The organism is Magnetovibrio blakemorei (assembly GCF_001746755.1).
GTDB lineage: Bacteria > Pseudomonadota > Alphaproteobacteria > Rhodospirillales > Magnetovibrionaceae > Magnetovibrio > Magnetovibrio blakemorei.
The window spans coordinates 137397-148928 of the sequence record NZ_MCGG01000017.1 but is presented as its reverse complement, the minus strand read 5'-3'; the positions used below and the strand labels follow the sequence as shown (position 1 = coordinate 148928).

The 11532-nt window shown below is 54.4% G+C and carries 15 protein-coding genes; 9 read left to right on the top strand and 6 right to left on the bottom strand.

Annotated elements, in window-relative coordinates; genetic code table 11:
* Positions 1 to 3: 3 nt before the first annotated feature.
* Positions 4 to 1233, bottom strand: coding sequence for a D-alanyl-D-alanine carboxypeptidase family protein (locus BEN30_RS06015; RefSeq protein WP_084005105.1), 1230 nt, complete (start codon positions 1231 to 1233; stop codon positions 4 to 6).
* Between the two features lie 482 nt (positions 1234 to 1715).
* Between BEN30_RS06015 and BEN30_RS06010 the strand changes: the two genes are divergently transcribed.
* From BEN30_RS06010 to BEN30_RS18580, 5 genes are all read left to right on the top strand, one after another.
* Positions 1716 to 2207, top strand: a complete 492-nt coding sequence (locus tag BEN30_RS06010; protein WP_069957428.1) for a phasin family protein — start codon at positions 1716 to 1718, stop codon at positions 2205 to 2207.
* Positions 2208 to 2533: 326 nt separating this feature from the next.
* Entirely contained in the window at positions 2534 to 2890 is a 357-nt protein-coding gene (gene clpS / locus BEN30_RS06005) for an ATP-dependent Clp protease adapter ClpS (RefSeq protein WP_069957427.1), read from the top strand.
* 54 nt (positions 2891 to 2944) lie between these two features.
* Positions 2945 to 5320, top strand: a complete 2376-nt coding sequence (gene clpA / locus BEN30_RS06000; protein WP_084005103.1) for an ATP-dependent Clp protease ATP-binding subunit ClpA — start codon at positions 2945 to 2947, stop codon at positions 5318 to 5320.
* Positions 5321 to 5322: 2 nt separating this feature from the next.
* Entirely contained in the window at positions 5323 to 6384 is a 1062-nt protein-coding gene (locus BEN30_RS05995; RefSeq protein WP_322091068.1) for a DMT family transporter, read from the top strand.
* Positions 6385 to 6635: 251 nt separating this feature from the next.
* On the top strand, positions 6636 to 6809 hold the full coding sequence (locus BEN30_RS18580) for a hypothetical protein (RefSeq protein ID WP_170826977.1): 174 nt from the start codon (positions 6636 to 6638) through the stop codon (positions 6807 to 6809).
* 30 nt (positions 6810 to 6839) lie between these two features.
* On the opposite strand, the gene BEN30_RS05990 is transcribed toward BEN30_RS18580, so the two are convergent.
* Genes BEN30_RS05990 through BEN30_RS05980 form a run of 3 tightly spaced genes read right to left on the bottom strand, consistent with a single transcriptional unit; the run spans position 6840 to position 8864 of the window.
* The gene (locus BEN30_RS05990; protein WP_069957425.1) at positions 6840 to 7160 is read right to left on the bottom strand and encodes a hypothetical protein; all 321 of its coding nucleotides are present in this window, start codon (positions 7158 to 7160) and stop codon (positions 6840 to 6842) included.
* Positions 7161 to 7168: 8 nt separating this feature from the next.
* Positions 7169 to 8350 carry a GNAT family N-acetyltransferase gene (locus BEN30_RS05985; protein WP_069957424.1) on the bottom strand — a complete coding sequence of 394 codons (1182 nt, stop codon included), beginning with the start codon at positions 8348 to 8350 and terminating at the stop codon, positions 7169 to 7171.
* A 49-nt stretch (positions 8351 to 8399) separates the two neighbouring features.
* Positions 8400 to 8864, bottom strand: a complete 465-nt coding sequence (locus BEN30_RS05980) for a RidA family protein (protein ID WP_069957423.1) — start codon at positions 8862 to 8864, stop codon at positions 8400 to 8402.
* A 162-nt stretch (positions 8865 to 9026) separates the two neighbouring features.
* Here BEN30_RS05980 and BEN30_RS05975 point away from each other — a divergent pair, with 162 nt between their 5' ends.
* Positions 9027 to 9521: a response regulator gene (locus BEN30_RS05975; protein ID WP_084005101.1), complete on the top strand. Its 495-nt coding sequence runs from the start codon at positions 9027 to 9029 to the stop codon at positions 9519 to 9521.
* Positions 9522 to 9629: 108 nt separating this feature from the next.
* On the top strand, positions 9630 to 9911 hold the full coding sequence (ppnP, locus tag BEN30_RS05970; protein ID WP_069957465.1) for a pyrimidine/purine nucleoside phosphorylase: 282 nt from the start codon (positions 9630 to 9632) through the stop codon (positions 9909 to 9911).
* Between the two features lie 16 nt (positions 9912 to 9927).
* Here ppnP and BEN30_RS05965 read toward each other — a convergent pair whose 3' ends face one another.
* The gene (locus BEN30_RS05965; RefSeq protein WP_069957464.1) at positions 9928 to 10182 is read right to left on the bottom strand and encodes a CDGSH iron-sulfur domain-containing protein; all 255 of its coding nucleotides are present in this window, start codon (positions 10180 to 10182) and stop codon (positions 9928 to 9930) included.
* A gap of 145 nt (positions 10183 to 10327) precedes the next feature.
* On the opposite strand from BEN30_RS05965, the gene BEN30_RS05960 reads away from it, so the two are divergent.
* On the top strand, positions 10328 to 10639 hold the full coding sequence (locus BEN30_RS05960; protein ID WP_069957421.1) for a hypothetical protein: 312 nt from the start codon (positions 10328 to 10330) through the stop codon (positions 10637 to 10639).
* On the opposite strand, the gene BEN30_RS05955 is transcribed toward BEN30_RS05960, so the two are convergent.
* Positions 10640 to 11284: an SEL1-like repeat protein gene (locus tag BEN30_RS05955; RefSeq protein ID WP_069957420.1), complete on the bottom strand. Its 645-nt coding sequence runs from the start codon at positions 11282 to 11284 to the stop codon at positions 10640 to 10642. It lies immediately after the preceding gene.
* Here BEN30_RS05955 and BEN30_RS05950 point away from each other — a divergent pair.
* The gene (locus BEN30_RS05950; protein WP_069957419.1) at positions 11283 to 11471 is read left to right on the top strand and encodes a hypothetical protein; all 189 of its coding nucleotides are present in this window, start codon (positions 11283 to 11285) and stop codon (positions 11469 to 11471) included. The two genes, BEN30_RS05955 and BEN30_RS05950, sit on opposite strands and share 2 nt — an antisense overlap.
* The last annotated feature ends 61 nt before the right edge of the window (positions 11472 to 11532 follow it).

Below are 11532 nucleotides of genomic sequence, written 5' to 3'. Positions count from 1 at the left end.
GGATCAGTTGAGGGATGCGACTTCAAGCGGCTCTGAGGTGCTTAACGGCATGCAGCCGATTTTCATTTTTTTGAGGTATTTGCAGGCCTTGTAGGCTTGGCTTTTGCTGATGTTCATGACCCGACCACGATACAGCACATGCCCGTTTTTCTTTTCCAACGGTGCCACGGTGATGTCGCCGTCGCCCAGATAGGACGGCGCAAGATTGATGGCGCGCATGGCGATTTCATAGGCTGGATCGTAGGACTTGTACGCGCCGATTTGTACGCCCCAGGTGGTCTTGGATGGCCCTGATTTTGACTTTGATTTTGCAGGTTGCCCCGGGGCAAACGCCACGTGAGCACTGGTGCCGGTGGTTTTTGCTTTGGCCGATGGTGTTGGTTTGGGAATGTCTTGGGCGACGGTGGTCGCATTGGGGTCGATCTTTGCCCAGCCCTCATCAAGCAGCTTCACCATGTGATGATTGCGGATTTGAGAATTTTTGGCCCCGAACACCACGCCGATCAGACGCTGGTTGTCGCGCTTGACCGAAGCCACGAGGTTAAAACCTGAAGCGCGTATGTAACCCGTTTTGATGCCGTCGGTGCCCTCATAATTGGTGAGCAATTTATTGTGGCTCTTATGGGTCGTGCCGGCGTATTCAAAATCGGGTTCGGAAAAATAATGATAGCGATGGGGAAAGTGCATCAACAGCGCCCGCGCCAGTTTTGACATGTCGCGTGCGGTCGACATTTGGCCACGGTGGGGCAAGCCGGATGCATTGCGAAATGTGGTGTTGCTCATGCCCAGCGCGCGGGCTTTGGTCGTCATCAGCAGGGCAAATTGGCGTTCCGTTCCGGCCAAATGCTCAGAGACGGCAGACGCAACGTCATTGGCGGACTTGATGGCCAAGGCACGGATGGCGGTTTCCACGCTGATGGATTGGCCGACCTGGATGCCCAATTTTGAAGGTGGCTGGTTGGCGGCGTGGCGGGTCATCATAATGCGGTCATCCATGCGCAGATGACCATCTTCCAACGCCTCGAACACCATATACAAGGTCATCATCTTGGTCAGAGAGGCGGGGTAGTTGCGGGTGTCGGCGTTGGTTTCGTGCAGCACTTCGCCGGTTTTGGCGTCAATCACCAACGATGCGTACTTCGCAAAGGCCAGATTAGGGGTGCACAAAGTAAAAGCCAGCAGCACAATGGCGCTGATGGCGAACAAAGCGGTCCTGCGAATGTGGCTCCTCAAAACACGGCTTCCCTTTTACCTGCAGTCTGACTCGGGCTTTTTTTATGAGATTGGGTTTGTCCCAACCTTCATATGCACAAGGTGCATCGCAATCGCCATCATTGCAGCGCCCATCATCGCTGGAAAGTGGATGACGTCGCAAGGGGAAAGGTGATCGTCCCCTTCCTTTTTCATAATGGCTTAGAACGATTCTCTCCCGCTTCGCTCTAACAAAAGGTTAAGGCCAAGGGATTTGGTGAAGATAAATGGGTGGGTAACCTCCAGAATGTCGGAGAAAAGGGCTGAAATGTTACGTTGATGTGGAAGAAACATGAATTTATGGTGCACTGCAAAATAACAGTTGACTAATGTTGCAGTGCAGCATAGATTATTCATATGCAAAGGGCCTCATGGAGCAAGCCGGGGGTCACGATGTCGCAAAATGGGCTTTGGGTAGAAGCCCTGCGATTGAAACCCCAATACTTTTTTAGGAGTGATGAGAAATGACCACCGCAAAGAAAAAGACCGCTTCTGCAACGAGCGCCATTGAAGCTGTTGCTGACAACTTCGATGCTACTGCAGATATGATCAAAGACGGCCTGGATGCCGCCATCAAAGCTGGAACCGAACAAGCAAAATCCGCGAAAGCTTTTGAAGGCGTTGAATTCCCCGGTCGCGAAAACTTCGATGCCGCTGTCAAAGCCAGCGAAGCTTATGTTTCCGGTATCCAGGAACTGAACGACTTGTTCTTCAAGGCCGCTAAAGCTGCCGTTCGCTTCAACAGCGACGCTGCACTGACCTTGACGTCTTGCAAAACCCCGGAAGAAATTTCTTCGGCACAGATGAAGCTGGCTCAATCCGGCCTTGAAGCTGCCGTCGAAACCAGCACCTCGATCAGCCAAGCGGCTATGAAGGTTGCCGGTGACGTAAGCGCACCGCTGACCAGCCAGTTCGGCACCGCGTACAACGACATCATTTCCAAGACCGCTGCCTAATTACACACCTCCCCATACTCCCTTATGGGCAGCGAAACTAAAGGCCCGGTGGTTTATCCACCGGGCCTTTTTTTGCCTTTTTTTCTGCCCAGGACTGGTGATTTTAGGCGACGCACCCCAAGTCTTAGAGGTGCAGACGATATCTTGGTTGCAGGGCCAAATTTACGGCCCTGTTCGTTTGCGCTATCATCGACAAGACTTGGGTGATTCTGCCCGAAGCTCGATGCACGACAAACGGCGGAGATTTGAAGTACGTGACGACGAATTTTACATTTAGCCCGCAATGGGACCTGCAACTGGCCCCCCAATATGACAGGGTGTTCACCATGGCCGGTCCGGATAAAAATGGATCCGGGGGCGGGTCCGACGGTGGACGAAACGATGATGGCGACGTTGGCGTGGTCCTGAAAACCCGTGCCAAAACCAAAAAACCGTCCATGTATAAAGTCTTGTTGCTGAACGACGATTACACGCCGATGGAATTCGTGGTGTACATTTTGGAACACATCTTCAGCAAAAGCCAAGAAGAGGCGACCCGCATCATGTTGCACGTGCATCAAAAGGGGGTCGGCATTTGCGGTGTGTTCACCTTTGAGGTGGCGGAGACCAAAGCCAACCAAGTGATGGACCTGGCGCGTCACAATCAGCATCCTTTACAGTGCACAATTGAAAAAGATGCCTAAATATAAAAAGAATACGAGCCAACAAAGCCACCGGAGCCAAGGGAGTTTGATCCAATGTTGTCGAGAAACTTAGAGCAGACTTTGCACCGCGCGCTCAATATTGCCGGCGAATACCGCCATGAATTCGCGACGCTGGAACACCTTTTGTTGGCCTTGACCGACGATCCCGATGCCATTTCGGTGCTTCGCGCGTGTGAGGTGGATTTGGAAGTCCTCCATGCCGACGTCACCAATTTCTTGGAAAATGAACTGGTTCTGCCGGCTTTGGACGGCCTGGAAGATCCCAAGCCGACGTCAGGCTTTCAGCGCGTTATTCAGCGCGCCATCATCCATGTGCAGTCTTCGGGACGTGAAGAGGTGACGGGTGCCAACGTGTTGGTGGCGCTGTTTTCCGAGCGGGAATCAAACGCCGTTTATTTCTTGCAAGAACAAGACATGACCCGTTTGGACGCCGTGAACTACATCAGCCACGGCATCGCCAAAGCCCCCGGTGCATCCGAAGAGCGTCTGGTCACGGGTGCCGAAGAAAATATGGATGAAGAAGGCGTCGTGAAAAAGGGTCAAGAGGCCCTACAAACCTATTGTGTGAACTTAAACGTCAAAGCGGCTGAGGGTAAAATCGACCCGTTGATTGGGCGCGCCGCCGAAATTGAGCGCACCATCCAGGTTTTGTGTCGGCGCACCAAAAACAACCCGCTATATGTCGGCGATCCCGGCGTCGGCAAAACCGCCATTGCCGAAGGATTGGCCCGGCGCATTGTTGAAAAAGACGTGCCGGAAGTGCTGTTCGACGCCATCATTTGGGCCTTGGACATGGGCTCTCTGCTGGCTGGAACGCGTTATCGCGGCGATTTTGAAGAACGCCTCAAAGCGGTCATCAAGGAATTGGAAGCTGCGCCCGAAAACATCATGTTCATCGACGAGATTCACACTGTCATCGGGGCCGGGGCGACCTCGGGTGGGTCTATGGATGCGTCCAACATCTTAAAGCCCTCCCTGGCGTCGGGGGCGTTGCGCTGCATCGGTTCAACCACCTACAAAGAATATCGCAACCATTTTGAGAAGGACCGTGCCCTGGTGCGGCGCTTCCAAAAGATCGATGTGCAAGAGCCTTCCGTCGAAGACACGGTGAAAATTCTGCGCGGTCTCAAACCCTATTACGAAGATCACCACAAGGTTCATTATACCGACGCGGCGTTGCGTTCGGCGGTGGAATTGGCGTCGCGCTACATCAACGACCGCAAATTGCCTGATAAGGCCATTGATGTGATTGATGAAGTGGGGGCATCGCGCATGCTGCTGCCCGAAAACAAACGCAAACGCAACGTCACGGTCAAAGACGTGGAAGCGGTGGTGGCGAAAATTGCGCGCATCCCACCGAAGAGCGTTTCCAGTGACGATGCTAAAGTTCTCAAGAACTTAGAGCGCGATCTTAAATCGATGGTTTATGGACAAGACAAAGCCATCACGGCCTTGTCGGGGTCCATTAAGTTGGCCCGTGCGGGTCTTCGCGAACCCAATAAGCCCATCGGCTCATATCTCTTTTCCGGCCCCACGGGCGTCGGCAAAACCGAAGTCGCGCGTCAGTTGGCCATGACCATGGGCGTGGAATTGGTGCGCTTTGACATGTCGGAATACATGGAACGCCACTCGGTCTCGCGCTTGATCGGCGCCCCGCCCGGATACGTCGGTTTTGACCAAGGCGGTCTGTTGACCGACGCGGTCGATCAACAACCCCATTGTGTGTTGCTGTTGGACGAAATCGAAAAAGCCCATCCCGATCTGTTCAACATTTTGTTGCAGGTGATGGATCACGGCAAGCTCACCGACAACAACGGCAAAAGCATTGATTTCCGCAATGTGGTGCTGATCATGACCACCAACGCGGGCGCGGCGGATTTGGCCAAGGCGGCTATCGGCTTTGAACGCTCGGTGCGCGAAGGCGACGACAAAGAAGCCATTGAGCGCATGTTCACGCCGGAGTTTCGCAACCGCTTGGATTCCATCATCACCTTCGCCAACCTGTCGCAAGAGGTTATGGCGCGGGTGGTGGACAAGTTCATCATGGAACTGGAAGTCCAATTGGCGGAACGCAACGTCACCATCGAGTTGACCGACGAAGCGCGGGCCTGGTTGGGCAAAAAGGGCTACGACCGCAACTTTGGCGCTCGTCCGCTCAGCCGCGTGATCCAAGAGCACATCAAGCGGCCGCTTTCCGAAGAGCTGTTGTTCGGCGCGCTGATGAACGGCGGTACCGTGCAAATCAAGGTCGAAGATGGCCTGATTGCCTTCGATTACCCCGAACCTGCTCCCAAAGCCCCGCGCCGCCGCTCTCAGAAGCCTAAGTCCCCTAAAAACCCAGAGGGTGGAGAAAAGGGCGGCTTGCCCGTCAAGGCCGGTCGTTCGCCAGTCCCGGCCGTCGTGAAATAGCGTTGGCGCGAGATAAAGCCGTGCTCATGAGTTCAAAACGAACTGGTATTATCTCAGCCATGAGTGCGGCCATTCTTTTCGGAGCCAGCACGCCGATGGCAAAGATGTTGTTGGTTGACGTAAGCCCATGGTTGCTCGCCGGGCTTTTTTATTTCGGTTCGGGCCTTGGGTTGACAGTTGTCCGCTTTGTCCGTGGTTCTAAGGGCGACGAACTTGTGCGCCGTGACTGGCCTTGGATGTTGGGTGCCGTGGCTGCCGGCGGTATCGCCGGGCCTGTCCTTCTTATGTGGGGGTTGGCAGGAACGTCCGCCTCTGCCACCTCACTTTTGCTGAATGCGGAAGGGGTCTTTACGGCGCTGCTTGCGTGGTATGTTTTTCGTGAAAACTTCGATTTGCGCATTGCCCTTGGCATGGTGGCCATCGTTGTTGGGGCCGTCGTCCTGTCATGGTCGGGCGGGATCGACGTGCAATCCCCCTGGCCTGTATTTGCCATCTTGGCGGCCTGCTTGTGTTGGGGAATTGATAACAACCTGACGCGCAAAGTGTCGCTGTCAGACCCGTTTCAAATCGCTGCGATCAAGGGACTTGTTGCGGGTGCAACGAACGTTTGTCTTGCGATGATTGTCGGGACCGCCATTCCGTCCGCAGGTACGCTTGCACTGTCGGGAATTGTTGGGTTTTTGGGCTATGGGATCAGCCTTGTGCTCTTTGTGATGGCCTTGCGCGAACTTGGTACGGCCAGGGCAGGGGCATATTTTTCTACCGCTCCTTTCGTCGGGGCAATCATAGCTGTCCCGCTTCTTGGTGATCCCCTGACCCCAGCCCTTGTTTTGGCGGGCGGGCTGATGGCAATCGGAGTTTGGCTCCATATGAGTGAACGCCATGCACACGCCCATGAACACCAACCCCTAGAACATTCCCATGTTCACGCTCATGCCGATGGGCATCACGGACATGAGCACGATCATTCCCCTGATGGTCCGCACATTCACAAACATCTTCACGAAGCCACACGTCACACCCATCCACATTATCCCGATGAGCATCATCGTCATAATCATTAGCGGTGTTTTGAGGTGGCTTAGGTACGACCCAACGCGGGTCAGGACAGTGACCGCGCATTTTGCATTTTGCGTTCACAAAACCCCACCTTTGGGCGTTCTCTAAGGGGGGGAGAAGGTTGCGTTGTGTATTTACTTTAAGTAAGCAGGGCAATCAACTCATATAAATACACAAACTTCAGACCGTGGCTTCTTTTTTATTCTGTGCCCCTTTGCCAATTTGGGAAACCGGGAATGAAAGCGGAGGATGCAACATGAGCATGAACGTTTATTTGGGCCGCAAATTCAATGCCAACCACCAGCTGGCCATATTGTTGGTCCGTCATTTGGGATTGGAGGACGCCCGCTATGAGGCCCGCAAAAACGGGTGGCGACACATTTTGGCAGCGCTTGACGAACAAGACGCCATCGTCACCGTGCCGAGATAAAGCCGTGCCCTTAAACCCTTATTGAGCTACTTATTGTGCTTCTGGGCAGGGCGCTTCACTCATGATGCGGGTGGTGCCGGGGCCGAGAAACGGTAGCGGCATGCTGGACCCACCGGGCATGTTGAATTCGCGCTGGCTGGGGGTGCCCATGGTTTGTCCGGGACGCTGACGTTCGACTTTGACCGTCATGCACGGCGCACACGTGTTGACTACGGTTTCGCGTCCAGCCGAATCTTTCAGCACGCGCATGCAGCGGTTGATCGCCATGGCGTTGGCCGCACTGCTGAGTGCACCAGCGCTCAACACCATCAACACCATCGGCCATACGATTAATTTCAAGATGATTTTCATAACCAATTCTAACCCAAGCTGTCGCTTTGTCGATAGGGGCTTTCGGCCAGCAGGATTTGACGTTCATGGGCAATGGCGGTGCGTTCGCGATCCAAAAATGCCGATACTCCGGCGCGAAAGTTAGTATCGGGGATGAAATGCGCGGAATGAGTTATCTGAGGCAGGTAGCCGCGCGCTATTTTGTGCTCACCTTGAGCCCCGGCTTCGACCCGCGCCAAACCCCGTTCAATGGCGATATCGATGGCTTGGTGGTAACAGACTTCAAAATGCAGGTAGGGAATCTCTTCTTTGCAGCCCCAATAGCGGCCATAAAGGGCATCGTCGCCGACCAGATTGAGCGCGCCTGCGACGATGTCGGCGCCGCGCATGGCCATCACCAGCACGACCTTGTTCGCCAGGCGCTGGCCCAACAGTTCAAAAAAATCTCGGTTGAGATACGCCTGGCCCCATTTGCGGTTGGAGGTATCTCTGTAAAACCCATAAAGGGCATCCCAGTGGCGCGCCTGGATGTCGGCCCCGCTCAAGTGCTCAATGTGCAGCCCGGTACCTTCCGTTGCCGCCCGGCGCTCTTTTTTCAGGGCCTTGCGTTTGCGCGACGACAACTGGGCCAAAAAGTCATCGTAGCAGTCATAGCTTTGGTTTTGCCAGTGATATTGAAGCCCGGTGCGCGCCAGATAGCCCGCGTCGGCAAAGACCTGGACGTCTGTGACGGGGATGAAGTTGACGTGCAGGCTGGACAGCTTTGCGCCTTGGACAGCCTCTGACATGGTTTGGGCCAATTGGTGTTTGAGGTTTAAGGCCAGGCTCGGCTGAACATCGCCGCGCACCAACAACCTGGGTCCTGTGACGGGCGTAAATGGCACCCCGCAAAGGAGTTTGGGGTAGTAACGTCCGCCTGCGCGCTCGTAAGCCTCGGCCCAGCCCCAATCGAACACGTATTCGCCCATGGAATTGCCCTTGAGGTACATTGGGGCTGCGGCCAAAAGGGTACCGCTGTCGTCTTGGATCAGCACATGGCGGGCCGCCCAACCGGTGTCGGCCTGCACGCACCCTGCATCTTCCAAACTGGATAAAAAGGCATGGCTGACAAACGGATTGGCGGGACCCGCACAACCGTCCCATTGATCGGGCGAGACAGCACCAATCGTTTCAACCAAGGAAATGTTTATGTGTTCGTGACCATCGGGCATGGCTTGGATATGTGGTGCCGTAGGGGTAACGGCAAGAAGAAGATTGCGCTTATGCGATCTCGAACAGGCCTTCAATTTCAACCGCGACACCCAAGGGCAAAGTGTTGACGCCGACCGCTGCGCGGGCGTGTTTGCCTTTTTCGCCAAAAACTTCGGCCATCAAGTCCGATGCCCCGTTGATGACTTTGGGTTGCTCGGTGAAGTCCGCCGTGCAGTTGACGAAACCGCCCAGGCGCACAACCCGCGTGACCCGGTCCAAATCGCCGTCACACGCGGCTTTGAGTTGGGCAATCAGGTTCAGACCGCACAATTTTGCCGCCTCATAGGCTTGCTCGGTGGTGAAATCTTCGCCCACCCGTCCCACATATTTGAGAACGCCATTTTCCAAGGTGATCTGACCCGAAATCACCACCAAGTTTCCGGTGCGCACAAAGGGCACATAGTTTGCGGCAGGGGCGGCGGCTTGGGGCAGGGTCAGGCCAAGTTCGGTCAAGCGGGCGTCTATGGTGGACATGTGGACCTCAATTAATAAAAAGCGCTGCGGGACAATTGGGCTGAACTGTAACCCCTGTGCGGATCGATCTCAAGATTGGATGATGATGTAAAAAAAGTTGTAACACTATCATCAGTACATCCCCATATGTAATACGTTGTGTGAGATTGCGGGGGATTGATCATGCCAGACGTCTTAGTAATCGATGATGACGAAGATTTTCGACTCTGGGTAACAACGGTTTTGATGGATCAGGGCTATGGCGTAAGCACGTTGCCCGGAGCCGAGGGTGCGGTCAGCCAGCTGTTGCGAGGCGGCATTGATTTGGTGCTGCTGGATTATCAAATGCCTGGGCAAGACGGCCTGTCGGTGTTGCGCGATATGGACAAGGCGCGTATTTCCACGCCCACCATTGTGCTGACATCCGACAACTCGCAGGCGGTGGCGGTGGAATGTTTTCGCAATGGCGCGATCGACTTTATTGCCAAGCCGATCGATCCCGATTACCTGTCCATCGTGGTCGAACGCACCTTAAACAGCCATGCGGGCACGCTGAAAAATATGTCCTATAAAGCGTTGGGCTACGTGCAGCATAAAAAGGGCTGTGTTCATTTCGATGATCCTCATAGCTGCGATTGCGGTTTGAAAGAGGTGATCATCGCTATTCAAGATTTTTAGGGTCAAGATTCAAGCCATGATGCTTCCAGAGCTTGCATTTCTTTGCTTGCATGGGGGGGCGCACGGGTATACATGCCTCCAACTCACACTGAATTGGAGATGAAGACCGTGTTTAGCGTAAATGAATATTTTGAGGGCACCGTTAAATCCATCGCGTTTAAAGGTGAAAAACTGCCCGCAACCGTTGGCGTCATGGCGCCCGGTGAATACGAATTTTCCACCAGCCAAAAAGAAGTCATGACCGTGATTTCCGGCGCGTTGACGGTCAAACTGCCCGGCGCGTCCGATTGGCAGGTGTTCGCCTCCGGTGCATCGTTTGAAGTCGCATCTGGAAAAAGCTTCCAGCTCAAAGTCTATCACGACACGGCTTATCTCTGCACGTACGAGTAATTATTCAGCCGCACAATCAAGTCGGCTCATCTGTGCAGTTGGCATGGCTACCATCGCAAAAGGGCGGGGTGGCGGTCTGCTTGCACATGCAGAGCCAGGCTTCGCCGGACTCTTCGGCGGTAAATATGACGGGTTTAAAACCTTGCTCCTTGTGAGAACCGTCGCAAAATGGCTGGGTTTGAGAATGTCCGCAACTGCACCAAGCATATTTTTTGCCGGCTTCCAGATTCACGGGTTGGGGTTCAGTGGCGGCGATTTTTGGCTTGTTCATGATCAGCGTCATCCTTTTTCGGCCTCCAGAGTATGTGGGGATGTTTGGGGCCGTATTAAAGGCTTCATGCTGATCTGGTGATGGTGAAATGGGTGCCGAGGTGCTAGAGTGTGTCCTGCTCCAACACCGTTCGAAAGGCCCTCGGATGCTTATTAAGTTATTTGCGCCACTCGCCGTTTTAGGCCTGCTCATCAGCGCTCAGCCCGCTCACGCGGACACGATGGATATTCCGGGCGTTGACAGCCAAAGTAGCCCGAAAGAACTGTTGGAAGGGGCGTCGCGCATGATGTTGCAAGCCCTGGAGCTGATGATCAAAGCCGTGCCGCAGTACGCGGCTCCGGTGATTTTACCCAACGGCGATATCCTCATTCGCCGCAAGCCCTCCGAGCCAGACGAGACGTTGCCCAAGAGCAATCCGGGGGAGCAAGACAAACATTCCGATCAAGACCGGATCTGATCAGTTCACACCATTTCGCAGCAACTCGTCACGTACCAGTTTGGTGTTGTTGAGCGCAGCCATTTTGTCGTCGACTTTTTCCCACACCCGTTTGGCGTCCTCTGAAGCTTTTTGCGAACCTCGTTCCGCGGCGACCGTGAACAAGCCATAGGCGAAACGCATGGGGTTATCGGCGTTGGCGATGTCGTTTTCGATGGAATGATCGGCTTGAAACTCCATCAACAGGCCACGTATGCGCAGGGCCGCCGGATCGCCGGTTTTCATCGCCAAGGTGGACAAATACATGCCCGCCGTCGAAATTAAATCGGCGTCTTTGTTCTTCACGACAAGCCGTCCCATGGACAGTACAACTTGACGTTTCAGCGCCGTCATCTCATCGCCACGGGCCTTCCTGGCAGCTTCGTCGTACCACTTGAAAGCTTCCTTGTGGTCCGCATCGCCACCCTTTCCGGTTTCGAAAAGGGTCCCCAGGTTGTAGGCGGAATAGGGGTCTTTGTAGGCGGTCTTGAGCCAAATGTTCCGCGCTGAGGCAAAGTCGCCGTTTTGATAAGCGTCATAGCCATCATCGGCCAGCACCGGAAGGCCGGCACCTAAGACCAAAGCCAAAACGAACGTGCTGAGATATAAAACTGCGGAGCGAAACATGGGCGGCATCCTCTGCGTCAAGGCCAAAGGATACCATGTCCTAAAGGTATTTTCCAAAAGCCAATTTTTCGCCGATTTTGCTTTAGGCCCCAAAAAAGGGGAGGGCGCAGCGAAATTCGCTGAACGCCCTCTAAGTCGATCCAGGGAGGAGTACTGGATCCCTTGGATGTCGGAAAAACGAACCTAACCGACAGTCGTCTTACGTAGCCCTTTTTACGGTCCCTATTGGGGCCTCGCGTAGGGAACGC